The following is a 22,847-nucleotide window of genomic DNA, read 5'->3' as shown; positions in this document are numbered from 1 at the left end:
TCCTTGTTCCGTTTAACCGGTTAAACGGAACAAATAGAGGTCACGGAAATTTTACGAAATTTCTAATAATTCATAATTTAAGTAACGTGTAACGCCGGAAAGTGATGCCTAGCGGCAACTATTGAACTATAAGTGCCGCATAAGGCGCTTTAATAGGCAAGCCGGCGGGCGGCCGGTCCAACATGCTGTTGAGCTCGGACTGCGGGATAGCGCAACCAGGGATCCGTGTAGCCAACCGCCTCGACGCGCCGCGCCGCCGTTTTGATCGTCCACTGATCGCCGGCGACTAACGCTTCCAGTTCATCCCACGCGACGGGCATCGACACACCCAGGCCCGGTCGGGCCCGAGCGGAAAAGGCGGTGACCGTCGTCGCACCGTGGCCATTGCGAAGGTAATCGATAAAAATCTTGCCGACGCGATTGCGCGGGCCGCTCTTGGCGACGAATCGCTGGGGAATGGTGCGTGCGATATGCACCACGGCATCGCGCGAAAAACGCATGACCGTCTCCCAGGAAAGACGCGGGACTATCGGCACGACCAAGTGAAGACCTTTCCCACCACTGGTCTTGAGAAAGCTCTCCAGCCCCAGTTCGTCGAGCAAGGTCTTTGTGAGCACCGCCGCCTCTTGCATACGCTGCCACGAGACACCATCACCAGGGTCCAGATCGAAGATGATCCGATCGGGCTTGTCGATGGTCCTCTTGGTGGCATTGCAAGTGTGAAACTCAATCACATTCAGCTGCGCAGCGGCAACAATGGCCGTCTCGCTGGCGATCTCAAGGAGCGGCGGATGTCCCGCCCATAGGCTGGCATCGAGGACGTTGATCCCAGGGATCTTGATGGTCTCGGCGTGCTTCTGAAAGAACAGCTCGCCATCGATGCCCGTTGGCCCGCGTACCAAGGACACAGGGCGCCCGCGGAGATGAGGCAGCAGGTGCGGCGCGATGGCTTCGTAGAAGCCGACCAGGTCGCCTTTCGTCAGCCCGGTCGACGGGTCAATCACCCGTTCCGCGTTGGATACCTTGACCGAGCGCGCCGGCCGAGGCCGGGGCTCTTCCACATCGACTGGCCGCTCCCTTGTCACGGTGCCCGCGGCCTTGTCAGCGCGCAAGGCATGGAAGACGGGATGCCGGATTCGGCCTTCTTTGGTCCATTCGGAGAACGAGATCTCGGCCACCAGCTTCGGCTTGACCCATCGGGCGACTACGCGCGGTGGTAGCTTTCCAAACGGGCAGACTGGCACTTCCAGTTCCGTCAGCATGACGAGCAACTTGGTCAGCATGCGCGAATCCAGACCGCTGCCAACTCTGCCCGCGTAGTGCAGTTTCCCGGTTTCATCGTGCACGCCAAGCAGGAGCGCGCCGAGGCCTTGTCGGCTACCCTTCGGGGCCGTGAATCCGCAGATGACGAATTCTTGCCGCTGTTTGCATCTGAGCTTGATCCAGCTAGGCGCTCGGGCGGAGACGTAGGGCGCGTCGACGCGCTTGCCAATCAGACCTTCCAGGCCCATTTGGCACGCTGCGGCAAGAAGGTCGTCAGGCGTGCCCTCAAAGGGCTCGCTGTACCTGACTCGTGTCGCTGCCGGCACGGCTATCACCTCCTTGAGCAGCGCCCTACGCGCGGCCAACGGAACCTGTCGTAGGTCGTGCTTTTGGAAGAAAGGGAGGTCAAAGACGAAGTACTGGATGTCCTCCACCTTCGATCTATCAAAGGCATTCTGCAGCGCCTGGAAGTCCGTGGTGCCCTTGTCGCTGAGTATCACGATCTCCCCATCCAGCCAGGCGGAGCCGAGGCCCAGAGCGCGTATCTCCGCTGCAAGCGATTTGAGGCGTGATGTCCAGTCATGGCCATTTCTTGTGAAGAGACGGACGTCGTCGCCGTCGACCCTTGCCAACAACCTATAGCCGTCGAACTTATATAAGTAACTCCTTCGGTGTTGCGATTGACTGAGCGCTGTGGTTACAGCAATCGCTTACTCACAACTGAAAGTCAGATCGACAGTGCCCCCCTCAAAATGGCCGTAATTCTCAACTGACTTAAGTAGCCTTACAGATTTTCCAGATTCTGCGCAGTGTTTTGTTGCTTCTTCGAGCGCCATGCGTTTGGCGCCAGCACGGCCGCCAAGCTCCCAAGTTGCTCTGGTCGATACTTGATATTGATTTTCACCAACACGAAATACGCCAGAATTATTGGCACATGCCGAAATGAATGAAATAGAGGAAAATATCAGGGCTTTCCTAAGCATGTATTTCGCCGTCTTGTCATTGTTCCCACGTGCAGACTGACGCGGATTAAAGTTCCCGCTCGGGTCTTCGGGGATAGGCATAGCAACAATTTGAGCATTCCACTGAATTCTCGTTGGAGAAGCCCGCTCCGGTTGCTAATCGTTCTCTGGAACGCCATATTAGGGCGCGCTACCACCGCGATGTTTCCTCCACGAAATCGTATGGATTGAGGCTGTTCGAAAGTAGATACTGCCTAATATAATTGATGGCGTTTTCTAGAAGTTTCATGAACATGAATTCTGGATAGGCGAGAAACAGTTTCGATTCATACACATACCCATGATAGTAAGGGACTGTCCTTTCAGGGCTGATCTCCATGGATGTTCCCGGTTCCCTTGACCCATGCACTAAGTAGTTTCGATAGCGGTAGAGCAAATTATAATGTTGGCAGTCGCGCAGAGCCTTCGCTTCCAGTTCGCTACTCGCGAGTTTAATCAATGCGCCAAGTGGTTCGTCGATCTCACTAAACTCGATTGAGCCCCCCGCGTCAGGGTCTATCTTGGCGAGTTTCTCGTCAATGAGGTCGCAAAGACGACCCGGCCCAATTTCTCCTCGTGTTTGCCTTTCGCTGAGAAAAGGAATGCTGACGTACTCGCCAGGTGTCCAGCACTTTCCATCCTGAATGAAACGTATGAAGCGCTCTCTGTTTCGTTTGTGTAGTTGTGGATAACGATCTTTCGAAAAGCGAATGCTGGCTAGCGTATCGACTGCATTGATAAGCAGTACCTTTCTATAAAATCGGATCTGGTACTGCGCTGGATCTCGGTTTTCATCGCGTTTAATGTGCAGATTGCGGATCGCCTCGATTTGTCCCGAGAAATACTCACAAAATCTATCGATACCGTCTTGAGTCGTCATCTTTGTCGCCATTATTGGTGCCCGGCTTGTGCGTTTCAGTAGCAGTCTGAATGAACACGATTGTCGCCTCCAGCAGCCGCGCCGTTCAAGATGATTTCACCACGGGCTTGCAGACGGTCGCAAGAATTGCAACCGACTCAATCGCAACGCCCCTCTTCGTCAAACGCAACGGCTACCATGTGGCGGCAGCGTTGGGGAAAAGCAACGGACCTGGGTGCGTATTTGTACTTTTATAAGTACCTGTCGATATGTTGCGCTAGACCCGTGGGGTGGTGGCGTTCAAATCTAAAGCCATGGGGTCAATAGCTAAGAAGTTGGTCCGTGAAAGTTCTTGGCGAAGTAATTAATAACGTCTGCTGCTTGGGTTCCGCGACGAAACGCCTTCTGCTCCGCAAAATCGAGGGAGGGCACCATATGGATAAATTGATCGTCCGCGTATAGGCCCAGCACTTCTTCTGGGTTGCTGACTGACCCGCGCAATCCCGCCAATGAGTTTGCCGCCTCGATTGCTGCGCCTATCAATACGTCGGCAAGTTGTACCGCCGGGCTATCCTTGGAGTCCACCTGCGTCACCGCTGACAGCTTGAGCGGGAATTTGATGCTTGCCACACTGGACTGCCTGAATTCGATCGCGTGGTCATGGGCGATGTAGCGTTCGAGCAGCGCATTGTAGTTGAGCAGATTCTTCGACCTGTCGTGCTCGACACGATAGTCCACCTCAGCCATCACTTCCATCCGGCTGATCAAGGATTGGAGAACCACAAAGGCCGCGTCTGTCGTTACACCGGGAGTAGCGATAGCGGCCAGGCATTCTGGCGCTGCGCATGCCAGCGGCTCCAGCGCTTCGGGTAGTTCGTTCCACCGGACCCTGCGAGCTGCAAGCACGAGTTCATGAATGGTCTGAGGGGTCTTGAATTTGATTGCGTGCTGGAAAGCAGCCAGTAGGGCACTGAATTCCGCCTCACCCAAGATGGCCGGACCGACGTAGTAGAGCAAAGAAGCCAGGCTGTAATTCCGCCCGTCCTCGTAGTAATTCACGCCCTGTTCATAGTAGAACGGCTCCACTGCATAATCCACGAACATGAGCAGGAGCAAATAGCGCTTGTCACAGATGTACGTCACGCACTTGTTCTGTGCCAAAACATCTCTTTGTAGCTTGAGTAGGCGTTCGCGATTGGCCGGCCGACGCGCCAGCGCTCGATACTTTAGCTCGGATGCCTGCAGCTTTGGGAAATGCTCCCGAATCAGCCGAACTGCATCCTCGTTGCTTGCTGATATAGCGGTGGCGCCTTGGAACCGCTGATCTGAGTTCAGCAGGTCGAAGCCTGTGTAGCCACTCTCATCGATAGAGAAGCGTTCCATAGTCCTATCAAGCCCGTTCACGGTCCGAAGATACCTCTGCGCGAGCGATGCAACACTGCAGCGGAGGCGGAAAGACTGACTGGTCCAGCGGCCCTATTCAAGACCATTTCATCAGGTGGGACCGACGGACGCGAGAATTCTAACAGGCCGAATCGCAACGCTTCTCTCGGTCAAACGCAACGCCAGCCACGTGGCTGCAGCTCTGGAAGATATGCAACAGGGCGATGTACGTATTTGTACTTGATCTCATAGGCCCATTGTTTGGCGTTGCGCGGCACCGTTGAAGCGAGCGTTGCCAGTTGCGGTGCCAGCGCAAGCGGAAGGGGGCGGGGCGTGCTGCAGCGGGTAGTACCTGTCGGCCCTGGCCCTGGCCCGGGCGCGAGCGATGCTGCTTTGGCACGGCAATCTTCGCGTTACCGCCGGCAGCCGATTTGCTGTTGCCCTGGGCCAGTACGCTGTCCGGCGGGGCTTCGGTGACGTCGTACTCTGCGGCAGAGCGCGCGAACGCGTCCCGCTCCTTGATCAAGAGCCACGGATCCTGACGCTCGTCGCCGCGGCCGCGCATCCTGACCAAGGTCCAATGGCCATGTAGCTTCTCACCTTGCAACTCAAACTTCAGCTTGCCGCTCTGGTAGCCAGCCACCGGATCACCGACCGGCATCCACGTCCCCCGATCCCAAACGATGACCGTGCCGGCCCCGTATGCCTTGGGCGGGATCACGCCTTCGAAGCTCGCGTAATCCAGCGGGTGATCCTCGACATGCACGGCCATCCGCTTCTCTGCGGGATCCAGGCTGGGTCCCTTGGGGACCGCCCAACTCTTTAGGGTACCCTCCAGCTCGAGCCGAAAGTCGTAATGGAGCCGGCGAGCCGCATGTTTCTGCACGACAAAGCTCAGGGCGCCGCTGGCGACGCCTGGGGCGGACACCTGGCCATTCGGCTCCGTCGTCGCGGCGAAATCACGCTTCTGACGGTATCGCTCCAGGGTCCGCGCGTTGGAAGAGGCCGACTTAGCCATGGACTGTGTTCAGAGACGGGGTGGCGCGGGCTTTACCCTTTTACGCCGCGGGGATCCTCCCCGTAGCTGTTGCGCATGCGGATCTGCCCATCTCGCCCATGGACCAGCAACTCGACCTTGTCCTGCTTAGCCTCCGCCGTGCCGGCCGCGATGGCGTCCTCCAGGTCGTCATGCGTAGAAGAGGGCTCGTGGGCTCCCTCGCGCAGAACATGCCATCGATCGCCGTGTGGAACGACGTGCACATTCTTGTTCGCCATGACCGTCTCCGTTTCCTCGTCTTCTGTAATCGCAGTATTTCCCCGTCCAATGGAAGCGACAATAGGCCGCTGTCCGACACGTGGTATGGCACTGGTCGCCATGCAGGTCCGACAGAAATTACATGCACATGTTTTTCCAGGAAGTGCTCGCCTATCCGCAAAGTGACAGTGGAACGCCGCCGATTCGGCGGGCACGATCTAAGCTAGATCGATGTACTCCCGACCTGCACGGAGATCGCCATGGCTGCCCGTTCCATTGCTTCCCTCTCTCTCAGCTTCGGCCTCGTGTCGATCCCCGTGAAGATCTTCAGTGCCACGGAAAGCAACTCGGGGGTCGGATTCAATTTGCTACACAAGGGATGCGGTTCCAGGCTCAAGCAGCAGTATGTGTGCATCCGAGAGGATGTGGTGGTCGAGCGGTCCGAGATGGTCAAGGGCTACGAGTTCGAGCCGGATCACTATACTGTGTTTGAGCCAGACGAACTGAGGGCGTTGGAAGACGAGGCGAAGCACACGATCGATATCGTCTCGTTCATGCCGGCCGGAGCCGTCGACCCCATCTATTTCGACAAGGCCTACTACCTGGGCCCGGACAAGCGCGGTGGTAAGCCATACAACTTGTTGGCCGAAGCCATGCGAAAGACGGGGACCTGTGCGCTCGCGCAGTGGGTCTGGAAAGGCAAGCAGTACATGGTGCAGGTGCGGGCGGTCGACGAGGGCTTGGTGCTCCAGCAACTGCTCTACGCTGACGAGGTCCGCTCGATGCTGGATCTGCACGTGGAGAAAGCTGAGGTCCAGCCAGCCGAGCTGGCTTTGGCTAAACAGCTGATCGAACAGAACTCGGTGGAAGGGTACGACCCCACGGCCTACAAGGATGAGGAGAATGACCGCATCTTGGCAGCGATCGACAAGAAAATCGCGGGCAAGAAGATCACCGTGAGCGAAGAGCGGCGGGAACCACGGGAGGGCGCCGAAGTGATCGACCTGATGGAGGCCCTGCGCGCAAGCATGGCCCGGGGAAAACAGGGCGGAACGAAGGCCGCAACCACAGCGGCTGCAGCGGAGGGTAAGAGCAAAAAGACTGGGAAGCGTGCCACTGCGGCACCGGCGCCAACTCCGGCCAAGCGAGCGTCATCGGCGAAAAAGTGACAGGCCGATGCCGACGTACACCCTGAAGGACGCCGAAACGATGCTGGGCATCCCGCGCTCGGTGGCCACCAGGTTGGTCACCGAGGGAATCATCACGCCCACGCGCGGGCCGCGCCGCCAACTCCTGTTCACGTTTCAGGACATGGTGCTTCTCCGGACAGCCAATTCACTGCATGGCGCCAAGATCCCAACGCGGCTGATTATCCGCGCGCTGGCGAGGGTGAAGGCCTCTCGTGGCACTGGCCAGCCGCTGACCGGTGTGCGGATTCGTGCGATGGGCAACGAGGTGGCGACAAAGGACGAGGGTAGGGGATGGCAGGCCGTGTCGGGCCAGATGCTGATGGACTTTGAGCCAGGAGAGCCGGGCGCGGCAGTCGTGGAGTCTCTGCACGATGCGCGGGCGCCGGCGGCCGAGGCACAAGATTGGTTTCTCGTCGGCGCCGAACTGGAAACGGAGAAGCCGATCGAAGCCGAGGCAGCATACCGTCGCGCGCTGGAGGCCGAGCCAACATTTCTTGATCCCTACCTCAACCTTGGCTGCATGCTGTGCGACGCCGGCCGGTTTGGCGACGCGGTGGAACTGTACCGTTTCGGAGTCTCACATCTGCCGAACGAGCCGCTGCTCCACTTCAACCTTGGTGTCGCCCTGGAGGACATGAGCCGGACAGGGGAGGCGCTCTCAAGTTACGAGCGATGCATCACGCTTGCACCGGACTTTGCTGATGCTCACTTCAACGCAGCCAGAATCTTCGAAACGCTTGGCAACAGGATGCGGGCAATCCGGCATTTCAACGCCTATCGCCGGCTGCAGGTTTAGCGAGTGCGCGGGTTAAGTGCGAGGTGCGGAGGCTTGCAGCCTGCAGCCTGCAGCCTGCGCGTACCCCCAGCTGGGCAACAGGCTGACAATCGGGAGGTGCCATTTTGACAAGCACCCGAGCCGCCGGAGAGCGCTAAGCAGGGTAGCAGGTCACCAGAGCAAAGAGGCCGGAGAACGCATTCTGGCTGTCGGAATACCCCCGACTCTGAACCTTGTTCGTTTAACTTTGAACTTCCCACCCACGGGAACATCTCGCTGGTCTACACGGGCCACACCGCAAAGAAGCGGAGAAGGTCATGCCCGCTGTGGAAGACATAAACTGCTACTGGAACATCCTACTCCACTCGTTGTCGATCCCAAGAGACCCGACAAAGGGATTCTCCGAAAGGAGCTTTTCCCGGACGGAGCTCGAATAGACGAGTTCTGCATTCCAACTACGGAAGATCCCGCTCCCGTTTGCCGCGTTGACGTGTCTGTAGTATTCGGCAAGGTCGCGCATGGTTGCATCTTCCCTAGCGATCTTTTGAAACACGGACCAAAGCAGCACGCTGACTGGCGAAAACTGCGCACACGTTTCATTTTGTTCGACCGTCGACGCTACGAACGCGGTGGCAACCGTACATTGAGATGGAGCGGCGTAAACGGGCTTGCCGCTGGCCATTGTCGGCGGTGGCATTTGCCACGACATGATTTGATTAGACCACGTGCCGACATCTGCTACGCATAGCACGTCTAGGAGCAAGCGGGGACGCTGGGCTGATTGGGAGGCACTATTGAGCTGGCACGCGACGTTTTCGGAAGGCTTGGATTTTTCAGCATTCCACGCATGTGAGTGGCAGAGCAACCCATATACGATTGGGGAATGCAACTCTCGTTGAGGTGTGCCCGTCCGAGCCTGAAAGAGGTCCTTCACCAACGAACAAGTACGCACGGCATCGCGAATATGATCAGGGCGTACCGTAATCTTGCATTCGAAGGCGGCGGCGACGCCAGCGGCTAGGTACGTCTTGGTCGAAAATAGCGCGGTGGGGTAGGAGGGTTTTAGGACGAGAATATCTATTTGCGGCGACATGCGACCGTCCACCCCGATAATCCGCCCCTTTGTGACGACCGTGTATGACTTCGGCAGCCAGCCACGTAGGAATTCAGCCCAGTTTTCTTCTCCCTGATCTCCGGCGGTTCCAGGGTCTTCCAGCACTCTACGTTGAATGCGGTTGTATTCGTCTTTCAGGGTAAGATTTGCTCGACGCAAGAAGTCTGCAAGATCGTGAATTGGAGCGTCTGACATGCATCTTCTATTCAAGTGTTGGTCTCAGCCGTATTTTAGCGGTTTGTGTTGGCACAAAATGTAGTCAGACAGCAGAATTGGCACCCTTTTGTCACAAATAGACGACCACTTCGGAGAGACTCATGATCGAACTGCCGACTGCAATCCCCGATGTCGACGTGCTACTGGCATTGGAGCCGGAAGAACTGGCCGGCAAGATGCTGCTGTTGTGGCGTGCTCGTCCAGAGAGTCACATGCTCAATACCGGCACCCTGAGAGGGGAACTCTGGGGGCAGGCGCTCTCCGGTCGCCCGCAATACCCGCAGAATCGACGCCATGAGGTCGATCTGGCGTTAGCTGAAGCGTTGGCCTGGCTTGAGGCGCAGGCGCTGATCGTCCCCGCCGAAGGTATCAACGGCCAGAATGGATGGCGGCATCTGGGTCGCCGTGCGCGCCGCTTCGAGAACGAAGCGGCGTTCATTGATTACCGGACCGCACGCCTGCTGCCGAAAGAACTTCTGCACCCGGCGATCGCCACGGACGTATGGTTGTCGTTTATGCGTGGAGCGTATCCAACCGCTGTGTTCGAAGCGATGCGGGCGGTCGAGATTGCGGTTCGCGACGCGGCTGGCTTTGATCAAGCAGAGCACGGCGTGCCGATGATCCGCCGGGCCTTCAATCCCAGGGGGCCACTTGCTGATCCTGCGGCGGACGAAGGCGAACGCGAAGCATTGGCCGCACTGTTTGCCGGTGCCATCGGCTCGTACAAGAACCCGCACTCACACCGCAACGTGCCAATCGACACGCCTCGCGAAGCCATCGAGATCATCTTGCTTGCGAGTCACCTGCTGGGCATCGTCGATGCGCGTGTATGTATTTCTGCGGCAGGGCATCAAGTGTCGGGGGCTTGATTCGGTAGCGGGGGTTGTGCGCACCGCCCGGGCCTGGCGGCCATGGCACACCGCACAATTAGTTTACATGTTAATTATTTGACATAATAAACGTTATGTGATTTATAAATCACATTGATAGGCGTGCCCCGGTTCATCCAAGAGATCCACCATGGGTTGACGGCCATTTCCCGGAGGCCTGCTAAACCGACTGCCTCCCGTAGGAAACCGGAATTGGCTGGACTGGCGTGCGGCGCAAGGCGTTCAATGCGACCGCGTAGGACCGTTGTCGGCCACGAAGCGCCACTCGAATTTTCATGGCGAACGTCAGCTTGTATGTGCGCAACAGTCCATCGAGCAAACTAGCGAATATCCGCGATGGGGCGACAGCGGGGCCTGCGGTAAACTTTACTCGCCTTTGAATATACAGGGCGCCAAATTTGACGCACTTACTGGAGCATGGCGTGGGGACGGAGATCCATCTGGAAGTAGGTGGTGTGAGCATCGATTGGTCGAAGAACAACGCGGGCACCGATCACCGCTCCTTGTTCCAAGAGGGCGACCGCGCGAGGCTCCCTTCTGAGGAAGCGGACGACGAATCTCAGGCAACGCACCCTGAGGACGACGCCCTTGTCCGTACATTGGCCCGGACTCTCCCCCGGCTAGACCTGATGGGCTGGACGCTAGACGCCGCGCGAGCTGAGTACAACGCACTCGTAGACGACCAAAGTGAGATTGCCGAAGAAATTGGCCGGGACACTTCAGGCGTAATGACGTTCGACGAATTTTGTACTTTTGCGGGTCGTTATCGCCTCGCGGATCTTGACGGTACTTACATCAACCACAGTCACGAAAGGGATGCAATTGTAAAAGGACGGTTTCATGCAGACGATGCGGAAATGGACAGGCTTCCAATGTCCTACGACTCATCGTATTGGTCAGAAAAATCTTACTTTGCATCGAGAGTCGTCCTACTCAGCCCTTATTCGATGCTGCAAGTTTTCGGGCAAAGCGAATCAAACCTGGAGGCTGAAGTTGTCTGGGAGTATGGACCACTAGTCGATGCAGGGTGGGCTTCCGTTTCGGACTTTGCGGCGGGCGCGAGTCGCCTACAGACGATCTTGGTCGCCACCGAGGGAACTACCGACTCCCGCATCCTGAAGCGAGCCTTCAACACGTTGCGCCCCGAAATAGCGGACTTTTTCCGGTTCGTCGACATTGATGAAAGACACCCGTTCTGGGGCACGGGTAACCTGGTCAAGTTCGCGGAAGGTCTTGTCCGCATCGATATCCAAAACATGGTCTTATTCATTCTGGACAATGACGCAGAAGGGGCGGATGCGCTCAAGCGCCTTAAAGATCTACAGATGCCGCCGAACATGCGTGCCATGCTGCTCCCCGACCACGGGGCATTTCGCAGCTTCCCCGCGATAGGTCCAGAAGGAACCAGGAATTCAGATATCAATGGACGTGCAGCGGCAATCGAATGCTATCTGGACCTACGTCTGCCTAATTATGGCCCCCGGTAGTTCGATGGAGTAACTACAAGAAGGATATCGACGCTTGGCAGGGAGCACTGGAGTACAAGGAAACCTACACGCGCCATTTTCTTGAGCAAGCGCCGGAAACGCTCAGAAATGGTGGCTATGACACTGCAAGGCTCGAATGGGTGTTGGATGCGATCACCATACAAGCGATGCTGTTGCAGCAACGTCAGCTTGATTAGGCGCCGTCGCGTCGAAGCGCTTGCGCTTGGCGCATAACGCGCACTGCGCCCAACAATCGTCGAGGATGCCGTGGCTGACAACTCCTATCATTTTCCAGTTCTCTTTTTGAAACCATGTTTTGAAGAGGCCGAACTTGATCTTGGCCAATTCGCTTTGTCGAAACGGAAGTGGCAAACAACTCCGTTCGATCTCGCGACTCTCGCTACAAAACACAAGGTTCATCTCCCTTACCAGGCAATGGACATTTTCTTGGCTCATTGCAATCTCGAGGTTCGAGTGTCAGGCGTGGGCACAGTTGAGGAGGCTATAGCAAAATTTCGTGCGTTGCAGGTTGCCCTATACAGAAGAGGTATATCTCCTTTTCTTTCGCCGTTTATAGCCAGCCATTCGATCAATACGTATTCGGGAATAAACAGTCGCGATAGCGGTGTGTGGTTGGACAAACTTCCCGAGGAGATGCGAACGGGCATTAAATCGGGCGAACACACCGTGGAAGTGTGGCCGTATGAGCTATCGTTCGATTGCAGGACGATCAACGATAAGCGCGACATCTCCGCCGAGTCGTTTTATGATGCTGCCAAATTCGCCGACGAATGGCTGCACGTGACCGCCAAGAATTCTGCGTTGGCGGCGCTAGAAATGGCCATGACTTACGCCCCGAAGCTTTCGTCGGTCTCACAATCGATCCTGCACATTTGGACGGCGCTTGAGTCCATCTTCCCGCGAGTCACTACTGAAGTTTCATTTCGTGTTGCGCTATACATGGCGCAGTTGAATGCCAAGGGTGGTGATCGTCGCGATTATCACAAGTGCGTTAAGAGAGCTTACGACCTCCGTAGCAAGATCGCTCATGGGGCGAGATTCGATCCGGGATTACAGGACTGGCTTGACGCATGGAGTCTGCTCACAGACTCTATCAGCGCGATTGTGGGGCGCGGGGGCTGCCGAGCGAAGATGCATTGTTAGAGGAGCTCCTGGGGCAAGACAAGCAGTGAAACATGCTCCGTCAGGTCTATTCGTCCTCGCATCGCGGTCACCTGCATTCATTTCACCGGCTAATACGCTAGTCGTGCGACCGCTTGCGCGGCAAAGCCGGCCATTCCCCGCGATTGAGCGCCCGACCGCTCCGGGTCGTAAGGCGCCTGTCGGCTCCTCCCAACTTAGTCTTCGTGACGATTGGACTTGAGCAGCCGGTTGCTCGCGGCGGACCTTGCACAACGGCCTGCATCGGGCTACCCAGCCTCGGCCGGAACCTGGGGAGGTATCGTGCGCTCCCACCATGTGCGGGACTCAATCACTTCGGAGCAACGCCGCTTTTAGTCAAGACGCGGCAACCATAGTGCGATTCGCCAGATCTTCTGCTGTCAGGGAATTTCACCCTGTACTCCTTGCCGGTTAGCCGGCGAACACTGTATATTTATACAGTTGTCGTCGCCTCCCGGAAAAACTGGCTCCTGGAGTCAAGCCCGTGCGGCGCCTGCGCTTTCTCCCCACCTCGAAAGGCAATCATGTTCGTGGACCGCACCGAAATCATCAACGCCGCCAAGGCACTGCGCGCCAGCCAGGAAGAATCCAGGTACAGCAAACTCGTCGCGCTCGCGAACAAGCAACTCAAGGCAATGCAAACGGCAATTCAGAAGGGCAAGGAAGAATTCGAGACCAGACTGGTACTCGACATCAACGAAGACAATCCGCAAGCAGCGCTGGAACCGCGCGTGCAACGGCTAGCCGACGACCTCAGAACGCAAGGCTACACCGCAACGGTGACCACATTTGCCGAGGTCAGCACCGACCGCAAGAACTGGACGCCGAATATCACGGTCGTCATCGGTCTGGGCGACATGGTTTCGGTAGACGACGACGCGATAGCGGAAAGCACGGTGACCGACGAAACGGAAGTCGCGCTGGCTGGCGAAGCTGCCAGTGAAATTGCCTGACAACAGGCGGGCAATCCGAGATAAGGGCGTGCCGGTGCAGGATGCAGCGCTTCTCGCTCGGACGTGGGTGCCTTGTATTTCACATCTGATGTGGCCCGGCGGGTTGCGGGTTGTGGGTTTCGGCCACCTACTGTGGTCGTCAGCGTCCGGCCATTGGGAGTCGCTCGATCGAGGAGGTCAGTATCAATCCAGATTGTGCCGGGCCGCAGATTGCGACGTTGGTCATCAGCGCCTAGCCCAGCTTAACGTAGACTTTCTAATCGCTACCGACACCCACGGAAGCAATGGCACTGTTCACGCACCTGGTTTTTCCTCTGCTTTGCGTGGATCTATGTCCGTAGACAGGCCACATCGACGGCACTTCTTGGGAATCCAGGTTGGATATATGAAGGGGCCAACGAATCCATAGGTGTACGCCTTACCGCAGCGCGGGCATGAGAAAAAGAACGCGTTCCAGAACGCGAACACAAAAAACAGTATGAAAATCCCAATAAGGAATGCGCCATGGACCTTCATGGCAAGAAACAATAGCAGAAAGAAAGAAGCAAAATATCCGAAGGTAAAGATATAAAATTTCCGCTGTGGGGACATTGCTGTACCTTCTGCGATTCGGCCGAACGCACTCGCGCGGGACTTGACACCCCTCTCAAGTAGTTCATCCCAAGTGGCGGCCAAAAGCAACTACCTCCATGTTGGACAGAGCACACAAGCCGTGGCAAAACGGGCAGTCCTCAATATCAGTCATTCAGACCGAGGCCCCTGGATGACCGAGAAGGGTCGGCAAGGGCCAGTTTGCACCCGATGAGGAGCAGTCCAGCCAACCAGCACCGCGCAGCACGTGTGGGAGGGGCGGTGGCACCGAGCGCGCGCTGATGCGCTCGCCGCGCACGGTCTTTGCCACTGGCTCCGCAGGGCGGCAATCTCATAGGTCTGTGCTAAGAAGCCGGATGATAGCGGTCGCACCGGTCGGTCCCCTCAGGACCACCTTTTCCAAATCGGGCGCGCAATCCCAGGCGAGGACTTCGACTCTCGCCTCGACTCTGTGCGGCGCCTTGGGGCCTTATCCAAGGCGTGGATGACAGCCGATAGTTCCTGGTCGGAAATTCGCGCCAGCTCATTGGCCCCAAAGCGTCTCCGTCGATGGGAGCGGAAACAACGCGTCTTCCTCTCCATTCGGCCGTCGCGACAAACGGCTTTCATATCGTAGTGATATAGAATACGATATGATACAGAACCCGAGAGGATACGATATGGCGCGGATTGGCATTGCCTATGAAGTTGTCGCAGCCGCGGCCGATGCGCTGCTTGCGGAGGGACGCAAAGCAACGTTGGCGGCTGTCCGGGAGCGTATCGGCAGCGGCAGTATGAATACGATTCACCGACACTGGACGATCTGGCAAGGCCGCCAGAAACCCGTGCCCCGTAAGCTATCCGAGCCAAATACGCGGCTGCTTTCCGCGCTGGGCTCTGAGCTTTCCAAAGTCGCCGAGGAGGCTGCCTCCGAAGCGGATGCAGCGTTGGCCCAGGCGATGCACGAGCTTTCCGTGTACAGCGCCAACGGCGAAGCGCTGGAGGCAGAACGAGACGCGCTCGCAGCGCAATTGCTCCAGATCACCACGGAGCGCGACACGCTCGCCGGCAAATCCGCTGGTCAATCCGCTGAGATCGAACGACTGACCCAAGATGCCGAGCGCGAGCGCGAGGATACGGCCGTCGTACGGCGTATGTTGGCTCAGGCAGAACTCAGGTTGGAAGCGGTGCCGCGCCTCGAAGAGGAGTTGGTACAGCTGCGGGCTCAGCTGGTTGCCGAGCAAACGGCACGCACGGAAGCCGAGAAGATGGCAGCCGTCGCCGAGGCACGGCGGGCCGCCGCCGAAGCCGCCCAGGCACAAGCCGAGGCACGGCTGGCCAGCGCGGAGCAACGGGAAGGTCGGGTACGCGTGGAATTGGTGGAAGCGCAGGCCGCGCATCAATCCACGCGAGAGAGGCTGATCGAGGCCGTCGGCGTTGCTGCCGGGGCTCAGGCAGAACTGAAAGCATGGCGGGAAAAACAGGCTGAAGCCGCAAAGCAGGCCGAGACCAAGGGCCATGCGGAACTGGACGCCCACGGCGCCGGTAGTGCCGCGCAGAGACCCGCCCGCAGCCGCAAACCGGTGCAGGGGAATTGACCCGTCTAGCGCCTACCGCCGACTCTTGACTTCGATGGTGGGAGGGCATCCTGACAGAAGCACTCAAGGTTCCGGCTTGGACGCCGAAGGACACTCATCTGTCAGGAGAAATACATGCGTAGCACCATCGCCGCGATCGGCGCCGCCCTCGCCTTTTCCGCCTCGCCCGCGTCGGCTCTCAGCGTCCTCGCCTACGGGGACGAGCCTGTGGGTGACCCCGGCGCCGTCGTGCAGGATTTGATCTCGACGGAGTTCGAGCGCTTCTTCAGTGCCGCCGGGACCGTCCTGGTGATTCACTACGATACGGTTCAACTGGGGATGGACCGCGTGTGCCACGCAACCGTCGGCATCAGCGCGGCACCCGAGGCCGGAGCCACCGCACGGCTTCCCGCTTGGCGCTTCAACGCGACCCGCTTGATCCGGGACCATGGGAATGTTGACCTAGTGTCATGAGTCAGAAGTTCATTGCATTATTGACGCCACGTAGTAGTCCGCTTTGAAGGCACGCAAACGGCGAGGCGTTGATGAGAGGAAGACCGAAGGCAGAACTGGTGTTGAGTGAGCTCGAACGTGAGCAACTCAAGGCGCTGACGATGCGGCGCAAGACGGCACAGGCGTTGGCCTTGCGCGCGCGCATTGTGCTGGCTAGCGCTGAAGGCCTGGACAACAAGACCGTCGCGGCAAGGCAGCGTGTCGACGTGCATACGGTCTCCAAATGGCGATCGCGATTCGTCGCGGATCGCCTGGATGGGTTGCTTGATGCTCCGCGCGCAGGGGCGCCGAGGACCATCGGTGATGCGCAGGTGGATGCGATTATTGCCAAGACGCTCGAATCCGTGCCGGCCGGCGCCACCCACTGGAGCACGCGCACCATGGCTCGCGCGGCGGATCTGTCGCAGTCGACCGTGGCGCGTATCTGGCGTGCCTTCGGGCTGCAGCAGCATCGACAGGAGACCTTCAAGCTCTCCACCGACCCATTTTTCGTGGAGAAGGTGCGCGATATCGTGGGGTTGTACCTCGACCCACCGCTCAAGGCCATGGTGTTGTGCGTTGACGAGAAGAGCCAGATCCAGGCACTGGACCGCACGCAGCCCATTCTGCCGCTGGCGCCAGGTATCCCCGAGCGACGTACGCACGACTACATGCGCCATGGCACGACAACGTTGTTCGCCGCGCTGGACATCGCCACAGGGAAAGTTATCGGTGAATTGCATCGCAGACATCGCAGCAGTGAGTTCCTGCAGTTTCTACGCACGATCGAAGCCAACGTGCCGCCCAAGCTCGATGTGCATCTCGTCATGGACAACTACGGCACGCACAAGACGCCGTCGATTAAGGCTTGGTTCGCCCGCCATCCGCGCTTCCACGTCCATTTCACACCGACCTCCGCCTCATGGATCAATCAAGTGGAACGCTGGTTTGCAACCATCACCGAACAATACATCCGCCGCGGCACGCATCGCTCAACCCGACAACTTGAGCAAGCCATCCGCCAATACCTTGACCTGAACAACGCCAACCCCAACCCTTTCGTGTGGACGAAGTCAGCCGATGACATCCTCGCCAGCATCAGGCGATTTTGTCTACGAATTTCTGACTCAGGACACTAGCTGGCAAACGTGAGTGCCTCACCAGCGCGATACGCGAGGCCGCACGGAACATGATGCAGGTGCCAATTCCCGAGTTGGCAATGCGCAGCGAGGCCTTCGCTTGTCGGGGCGCGCAACGCCAAGCGCGCCGGACGGGACATTTGAAGGCCCCCCGGCTGTCCGGCCTTGACTTCGCGCCTGCCCCTGTAGATTGGGTGTATATCCCATCACCCAGGTGCTTCCGATGCAGGCCCACCCCGCCCAACTCAGCCTCTTTGACGAAATCGCCCGCGCAGCCGTCGCACGGTCGCCGGCTCGCCCGTTGGTGCTGATGGCCTGCTCTGCCACGAAGCTCGATCGCCCCGCTCCGGCCATGGATCTGTACCGCGGCGTCATGTATGAGACCTTCCGCGCCCATGTGCGAGCCGATGCGCAGCCGCAGGTCATCATCCTCTCCGCGCAGCATGGCTTTATCCAGCCGGATGCGGAGATTGCCCCCTATGATGTCCGCATGACCGCGGATCGCGCGGAGACCATGCTCTTGGACCTGGCGACGGCGATGGCCGGTGCGGCATGGCCCGACCAGGTCGGCCCGGTCTTCCTCGCCGGTGGCATGCACTACCGTCGCGTAATGCGCGCAGCCGTGGAGCGATTGGCGCGTAAGGTTGGTGCTGGCGCCGCGCCGGCGATCATGGAAACCAGCGGCGGCATCGGCATGCAGCGCTCCCAGCTCGGCCAGTACCTGAACGGCTTGTCCTGCCAACTAACCGAAGAGATCGGGCGCTTTCCCAACGGAGTGCCCTACTTCCGCCGCGCTGGGCCGTTCACGGTGGGCGAGCGCGTCATTCACGCCTACCGCCACCTGCCCGGCATTGCGCCCCGTTGGGCAACCATCCGGGCCCTTTTCCAAGGACCCAGTGGCCTGACAGCCGAAGCCGATGTCGAAGAGGAAACGGGAAACCGCGCGCACATCGCTTCCCGTTGGATTGCCCTGAAGAATCTCCAGCCGAACCAATGACTATCACCATCACCCTGCAGTTGGAAGCCAAGGCCCTCGCTGCCAACCTCGATGGCACGCCCGACGCCCTGCTTGCCCTCACCCATCGCGGCTACCGCTACTGGACCAAAGCCAGGCGCCTGCATTTCCCGCCGCCGCGGCGCGAAGAGTTTCTGTTGGAAATCATGCGTTTCTGTGCAGATACGAACCTGCTGGAGTGCCCCCCGACCTTGAGGACGGAGACCGCCAGCAGGTGATAGAAGAGATGCTCGACGCCCGCTATCCGCGCTATGCCCGCCTCAAGCGTATGCCACATCGCGCATGAGCATGGTGGCGACCTTTTCTCCAGAGCCACACGGCGGCGAGCATCTGTCCGCCTGGCTCAACCCCGCTAACCTGAAAGCTATGTCCGCCTCGAAGAGGCGGTAGGGGTGCGGGGGAAACGGGATATCGCGGTAGGAATGCTCATTGCTGGGCACCCCCGCACAGATCCCGGCGTGCCCAATTCAGGCACCGGGCTCCCACCTTGGGTGTTTGACGGCGAATCTGTCGCTGGGCCACGGATGAAGAATTCGAGGTCTCGGGAGCCAGTCATCGGCGAGCCGGGTCATCCGCGCCCACGTCATGGCATCTTTCTGGCTGCGCCGCCGCAGCGAGCGCCGCCAGAGATTGGTAACGTGATAACGAAATGCCACGAGCGCCCGCGAGTTCGTAGGAACCGCGTGGTACGCAAAATAGCCGCGTACCACTTGCCTGAGCCAGTGCCCTTGGATGGGTATTGGTTCATGCATGCGCCGCCGTAACTCCTCCTTAATTTGCCTGAGTTTCGCCTGCATGCGGTCGCCACGGGTCTTCCGCTGAAGCTGGAAGGCACCGCGACGGGATTTGCCACAGATATAGACGAGGCCCAGGAACGAGAAGGTCTCCGGTCGGCCAAGACCATGCCGCTTGCGCCTGCCCGCTGCATTGCGGCCAAACTCAAGCAGCCGCGTCTTGTCCGGGTGAAGCACCAGCGAGAACTCCTCCAACCTCAGTCGCATCGCATCCCAGAAGTGCCGCGCGTCAGCTTCGTGCTCAAAGCCGACCACCACATCATCCGCGTACCGCGAGATGATGACGTTGCCCTTGGCTTCGCGCCGTCGCCACCGGTTAGCCCAGAGATCGAAGACGTAGTGCAGATAGACGTTCGCGAGCAGGGGCGAAATCACAGCCCCCTGTGGCGTGCCTTCTTCACTGACGCTCCATTCTCCGTCCTCCAGGACGCCCGCCTTGAGCCACTTGCGCACAAGGCGGATGATGCGTGGATCGCCAATCCGGTGCTCCATGAATCGGATCAGCCAATCCTGGCTGACCGAGTCGAAGAAGCTCCGAATGTCGGCGTCTAAAATCCAGTTCACCGGGGTGCTGGTGATCGCCGTTGCCAGCGCGTCCAGCGCATCGTGCTGGCTACGCCCGGGCCGGAACCCGTACGAGAAACCGAGGAAATCTGTCTCGTATATCCCGTTGAGCACGTCAACCACCGCGCGCTGGACAATCTTATCCTCCAGCGCCGCAATCCCCAACGGACGCTGCTTGCCATCCGGCTTCGGTATGTACTGCCGCCGAACGGGCAGCGCCCGATACGCTCCGCTCTGTACTTGCGCGTGCAAGCGCTGGAGATGTTCTTCCAGTCCCGCCTCGTAGTACCGCCACGTCACGCCGTCCACTCCGGGGGCCGCATTGCGTTTAAGCGCAAAGAACGAATCCCGAAGCCTGTCGATCGTGATATGGTGCATAAGCGCGGTAAACCGTTCCTTCTTCCGCTGCTTTGCCGCTTGCCGTACACGTTCCAACCCCTGTGACACGCTTGCCCGGTTCTGTGCCCGGCGCGTGTGTGGCTGACCCGTGTTCCCCTTGGTCCCCGCCCTTGGCTCCACCCACTCCGCAGCCCGTTTCCAGGCCTTGTTCGCGGGCTTCGTCGCTACTATGGCGGAGTCTGACTTCTCCCGTCCGTGCATCATCGGCTTTGGCTCCTCGCCTTCCCGATGCGGACCCGTCCGTACTGCGACTGGCCAGACGGGAGATCTCCCGGTTCCCGCACAAGGAGCGTCCGCACGTGCCAGGGTCTCAGACCACGCCGGGTCGTCGGAGCGCTCGCGAAAGCGCGCCCCGCCGTGTTGCCTTCCGCGTACTGAACCGCGTTGGCACCCGGGATATATCTATCGCGGCTCGATGGCTGGCCCATACGCTCCCCTACCGACGCTTCGCCGACGACCTCACGGTCGCCTGCGCACGGCTCGGGGCCGATGTGGCTCGCTATTCCTTCATCGTAGTGGACTTGCACCACCAACTCCTTGCCGGTCTCCCGGCGCACTCAGTATATAAATGCGGTCATGACACCCGTCGACAGCCTCTGGCTCACCAATCCCACCCTCGCCTACGCCGATTGGCAGCGCCGCGAGGCAGCCGGAGCGGACCGGCGCCCTTTCGCGGCCCGCTCGATCATCCAGCATCAGGCCATGTTCGAGCATTTTCGGCGTCATCTGCTCGACGCCGACACCACCGTGGCCACGTTCGGCCCAGACCATATCGATACCTTCTGGCAGGCGCCCGACGCGCGCGGCTACAGTACCGCCACGCGCATGCGCTATCTGAAACTGCTGGACCGGTTGTGTCGCCACCTGGTTGCCATCGGCGTGCGCAAGAGCAATCCAGCCGGTCAATTGGTCCGCAACGGTCATTGGCCGAAAGCCGAGCCGGACCCCATCTACCTGCCAGAGGACGCGGACGCCCGCCTGCAGGCTTGGGTGCAGCCGCACGCAGCGGATGATCCGGCTGCCTTGCGCAACCGCGCCATCGTGGCGCTTTTCCTCGGCACCGGCGTCACGGCATTGGAAGGCCGCACAGCCCGCCGGGAGGACCTCCAGCCCGATGCTGCCCCGCCCTACCTGCGCGTGCCCGCCCACGGCGCGCGTGATACACGCACGATCCACCTCGCCGCGTTCGCGGTGCCAATCCTGACGGAGTGGTGCGTTCGCCGGCAGACCCTTCCGGTCGTTGGCGACCTCGTGTTCTCACTCCAGGCCAGCGGCGAGCCGATCACTGATATGAGTCTTGGCAAGATCGTGCGAGCGGCGCTCGTCGCGATCGACTTCGAAGCTGAAGACATGAGCCCGCGGGTGCTGCGGAACACCTACTGCCGGCGGCTGCTACTTGCCGGGCGCCACCGCGATGAAGTCAGCAAGCTGCTTGGGCTGGCCAGCACGCGAACTTGTGATCGGCTAAGGGCCACCATCGTTGCTCAGTTGTAAGTGTTGGTATCCCCAAGTCCCACATAGCGCATAGAGTTTGCTATTCTCGCGAACGCCTCTACGGCAACATATCAACGAGTAACCAGACAAAGAAATCCATGGCAACCAAAGCGAAAGCTGTCGTAAAGACCCCGGCCAAGCCTGCCGCCAAGAAGGCAGCGCCGGCCAAGAAGGCAGTAGCACCGGCAAAGAAGGCCGCTGCGGCTGCACCGGTGGCGAAGCCGCTGAAGGAAACCTTCACCAAGGCGAGCTTGCTGGCCCACCTGGTCGCCCAGACCGATCTGGATGCCAAGACCGTCAAGACCGTGCTGGCCCATCTGGAAAACACTGTCCTGAGCGCGGTACACAAGAAGGGCGCGGGCGAGTTTACGCTCCCCGGCCTCCTCAAGGTCACCGCCCTCCAAGTGCCGGCGACCAAGAAGCGCTTCGGCAAGAATCCGTTCACCGGCGAAGATCAGTGGTTCGCAGCAAAGCCCGCGACCGTCAAGGTCAAGGTCCGCCCGCTGAAGAAGCTGAAGGACGCCGCCGCGCTGTAAGCCGGAACCGGCATGTAGCACGAAGGGAGCCCGCGCGGCTCCCTTTGTATTCGACGCGGAGATGCGAATTTAGCCTCTCAGGGTTGGAAATTGGCGCCGACGGCCCAAAGCCTGGTGGCAGAGCACCACTTCTTAAGGCTCGATGCGCCTCAGGCGGCGAACAGCAGATCCTCTTGGTAGGCGTAGGCGGCAGCGTGCTTCCACGCCAACTGGGCACCCGATCCTCTTGGCGGAGCATGCGGCGGGCCATTGCTCACCGGGTTCGCCGGCGAAGAACCGTCCCGCAACGTCGCCATCTGTGACGCCGACCGCGGCCATCAGCGGCTGCAGGGCGGCGTCCAGATCGGCCACCAGTGCCGCGGCATCCAGCATGGCTAGGGACACCGCTGCGGACATCGGTCGGCAGCGTGGCTGAGGGTCCTGAAAGGTAGGAGATGGGTCGCGTTTCATATGGAAATTGGGCAAAAAATGGCGCCCCCGAAGGAGCGCCAAGCGGTTGAACGAGATCGAGCCTAGAGCAGGCTGGGTGCAGCGGGCTGTTTCGCGTGGCACTCAACGACCAAGCGCGCAGGCGAAGCCTTGGGTGGCTTGGCCGGTCTCGCCTGCGACGGCGGGAACACTGCGGCCGCGGCTCGCAGGGCAATGAAAAGCACAAGAAGAAGGATCGGGAATTTCATGGGAAGAAGGAGAGGACAGAGC

Annotated in this window: 22 protein-coding genes; 14 read left to right on the top strand and 8 right to left on the bottom strand. The window is 59.3% G+C overall.

The window, feature by feature from the left end; translation table 11 throughout:
* Positions 1-149 precede the first annotated feature (149 nt).
* From ligD to OMK73_RS00450, 3 genes are all read right to left on the bottom strand, one after another.
* On the bottom strand, positions 150-1,970 hold the full coding sequence (gene ligD, locus OMK73_RS00460; protein ID WP_267600683.1) for a DNA ligase D: 1,821 nt from the start codon (positions 1,968-1,970) through the stop codon (positions 150-152).
* 3 nt (positions 1,971-1,973) lie between these two features.
* Complete coding sequence (locus tag OMK73_RS00455) at positions 1,974-2,327, bottom strand: hypothetical protein (RefSeq protein WP_267600230.1); 354 nt, start codon at positions 2,325-2,327, stop codon at positions 1,974-1,976.
* Positions 2,328-2,415: 88 nt separating this feature from the next.
* Entirely contained in the window at positions 2,416-3,144 is a 729-nt protein-coding gene (locus OMK73_RS00450; protein ID WP_267600229.1) for a hypothetical protein, read from the bottom strand.
* Between the two features lie 50 nt (positions 3,145-3,194).
* On the opposite strand from OMK73_RS00450, the gene OMK73_RS00445 reads away from it, so the two are divergent.
* Entirely contained in the window at positions 3,195-3,380 is a 186-nt protein-coding gene (locus OMK73_RS00445) for a hypothetical protein (RefSeq protein ID WP_267600228.1), read from the top strand.
* Between the two features lie 70 nt (positions 3,381-3,450).
* On the opposite strand, the gene OMK73_RS00440 is transcribed toward OMK73_RS00445, so the two are convergent.
* From OMK73_RS00440 to OMK73_RS00430, 3 genes are all read right to left on the bottom strand, one after another.
* Complete coding sequence (locus OMK73_RS00440) at positions 3,451-4,506, bottom strand: DUF3800 domain-containing protein (protein WP_267600227.1); 1,056 nt, start codon at positions 4,504-4,506, stop codon at positions 3,451-3,453.
* A 139-nt stretch (positions 4,507-4,645) separates the two neighbouring features.
* Positions 4,646-5,524 carry a DNA polymerase ligase N-terminal domain-containing protein gene (locus tag OMK73_RS00435; RefSeq protein ID WP_324291622.1) on the bottom strand — a complete coding sequence of 293 codons (879 nt, stop codon included), beginning with the start codon at positions 5,522-5,524 and terminating at the stop codon, positions 4,646-4,648.
* A 32-nt stretch (positions 5,525-5,556) separates the two neighbouring features.
* Positions 5,557-5,781: a DUF2188 domain-containing protein gene (locus OMK73_RS00430; RefSeq protein ID WP_267600226.1), complete on the bottom strand. Its 225-nt coding sequence runs from the start codon at positions 5,779-5,781 to the stop codon at positions 5,557-5,559.
* A gap of 240 nt (positions 5,782-6,021) precedes the next feature.
* Here OMK73_RS00430 and OMK73_RS00425 point away from each other — a divergent pair, with 240 nt between their 5' ends.
* Both OMK73_RS00425 and OMK73_RS00420 read left to right on the top strand, forming a co-directional pair.
* The gene (locus OMK73_RS00425; protein WP_267600225.1) at positions 6,022-6,930 is read left to right on the top strand and encodes a Ku protein; all 909 of its coding nucleotides are present in this window, start codon (positions 6,022-6,024) and stop codon (positions 6,928-6,930) included.
* Positions 6,931-6,937: 7 nt separating this feature from the next.
* On the top strand, positions 6,938-7,747 hold the full coding sequence (locus OMK73_RS00420) for a tetratricopeptide repeat protein (RefSeq protein WP_267600224.1): 810 nt from the start codon (positions 6,938-6,940) through the stop codon (positions 7,745-7,747).
* 322 nt (positions 7,748-8,069) lie between these two features.
* On the opposite strand, the gene OMK73_RS00415 is transcribed toward OMK73_RS00420, so the two are convergent.
* Entirely contained in the window at positions 8,070-9,035 is a 966-nt protein-coding gene (locus OMK73_RS00415) for a DUF6602 domain-containing protein (protein ID WP_267600223.1), read from the bottom strand.
* 122 nt (positions 9,036-9,157) lie between these two features.
* Here OMK73_RS00415 and OMK73_RS00410 point away from each other — a divergent pair, with 122 nt between their 5' ends.
* The 9 genes from OMK73_RS00410 (at position 9,158) to OMK73_RS00370 (ending at position 18,579) form a co-directional block, all read left to right on the top strand.
* On the top strand, positions 9,158-9,925 hold the full coding sequence (locus OMK73_RS00410; RefSeq protein ID WP_267600222.1) for a TIGR02391 family protein: 768 nt from the start codon (positions 9,158-9,160) through the stop codon (positions 9,923-9,925).
* A 443-nt stretch (positions 9,926-10,368) separates the two neighbouring features.
* Positions 10,369-11,433, top strand: coding sequence for a HEPN/Toprim-associated domain-containing protein (locus tag OMK73_RS00405; protein WP_267600221.1), 1,065 nt, complete (start codon positions 10,369-10,371; stop codon positions 11,431-11,433).
* A 267-nt stretch (positions 11,434-11,700) separates the two neighbouring features.
* The gene (locus OMK73_RS00400) at positions 11,701-12,597 is read left to right on the top strand and encodes a HEPN domain-containing protein (protein WP_267600220.1); all 897 of its coding nucleotides are present in this window, start codon (positions 11,701-11,703) and stop codon (positions 12,595-12,597) included.
* 542 nt (positions 12,598-13,139) lie between these two features.
* The gene (locus OMK73_RS00395; RefSeq protein ID WP_267600219.1) at positions 13,140-13,568 is read left to right on the top strand and encodes a hypothetical protein; all 429 of its coding nucleotides are present in this window, start codon (positions 13,140-13,142) and stop codon (positions 13,566-13,568) included.
* A gap of 1,250 nt (positions 13,569-14,818) precedes the next feature.
* The gene (locus OMK73_RS00390; protein WP_267600218.1) at positions 14,819-15,736 is read left to right on the top strand and encodes a DNA-binding protein; all 918 of its coding nucleotides are present in this window, start codon (positions 14,819-14,821) and stop codon (positions 15,734-15,736) included.
* 114 nt (positions 15,737-15,850) lie between these two features.
* Entirely contained in the window at positions 15,851-16,189 is a 339-nt protein-coding gene (locus OMK73_RS00385) for a hypothetical protein (RefSeq protein ID WP_267600217.1), read from the top strand.
* A gap of 71 nt (positions 16,190-16,260) precedes the next feature.
* Positions 16,261-17,346 (top strand): IS630 family transposase, encoded by a 1,086-nt coding sequence (locus OMK73_RS00380; protein ID WP_267600216.1) that lies wholly within the window; start codon positions 16,261-16,263, stop codon positions 17,344-17,346.
* A gap of 310 nt (positions 17,347-17,656) precedes the next feature.
* On the top strand, positions 17,657-18,343 hold the full coding sequence (locus tag OMK73_RS00375; protein WP_267600682.1) for a DUF6884 domain-containing protein: 687 nt from the start codon (positions 17,657-17,659) through the stop codon (positions 18,341-18,343).
* Positions 18,340-18,579 (top strand): hypothetical protein, encoded by a 240-nt coding sequence (locus OMK73_RS00370; protein WP_267600215.1) that lies wholly within the window; start codon positions 18,340-18,342, stop codon positions 18,577-18,579. The genes OMK73_RS00375 and OMK73_RS00370 overlap by 4 nt, the downstream gene beginning before the upstream one ends.
* 249 nt (positions 18,580-18,828) lie before the next feature.
* On the opposite strand, the gene ltrA is transcribed toward OMK73_RS00370, so the two are convergent.
* Positions 18,829-20,319 (bottom strand): group II intron reverse transcriptase/maturase, encoded by a 1,491-nt coding sequence (gene ltrA, locus OMK73_RS00365; protein ID WP_420715446.1) that lies wholly within the window; start codon positions 20,317-20,319, stop codon positions 18,829-18,831.
* 375 nt (positions 20,320-20,694) lie between these two features.
* On the opposite strand from ltrA, the gene OMK73_RS00360 reads away from it, so the two are divergent.
* Positions 20,695-21,612 carry a tyrosine-type recombinase/integrase gene (locus OMK73_RS00360; protein WP_267600681.1) on the top strand — a complete coding sequence of 306 codons (918 nt, stop codon included), beginning with the start codon at positions 20,695-20,697 and terminating at the stop codon, positions 21,610-21,612.
* A 98-nt stretch (positions 21,613-21,710) separates the two neighbouring features.
* Positions 21,711-22,148, top strand: coding sequence for an HU family DNA-binding protein (locus tag OMK73_RS00355; RefSeq protein WP_267600213.1), 438 nt, complete (start codon positions 21,711-21,713; stop codon positions 22,146-22,148).
* Positions 22,149-22,847 lie beyond the last annotated feature (699 nt).

Source organism: Cupriavidus sp. D39 (genome assembly GCF_026627925.1).
In the GTDB taxonomy this organism is placed as follows: domain Bacteria; phylum Pseudomonadota; class Gammaproteobacteria; order Burkholderiales; family Burkholderiaceae; genus Cupriavidus; species Cupriavidus ulmosensis.
The sequence above is the reverse complement of the archived record's forward strand: the minus strand, read 5'-3'. Positions and strand labels throughout refer to the sequence as shown.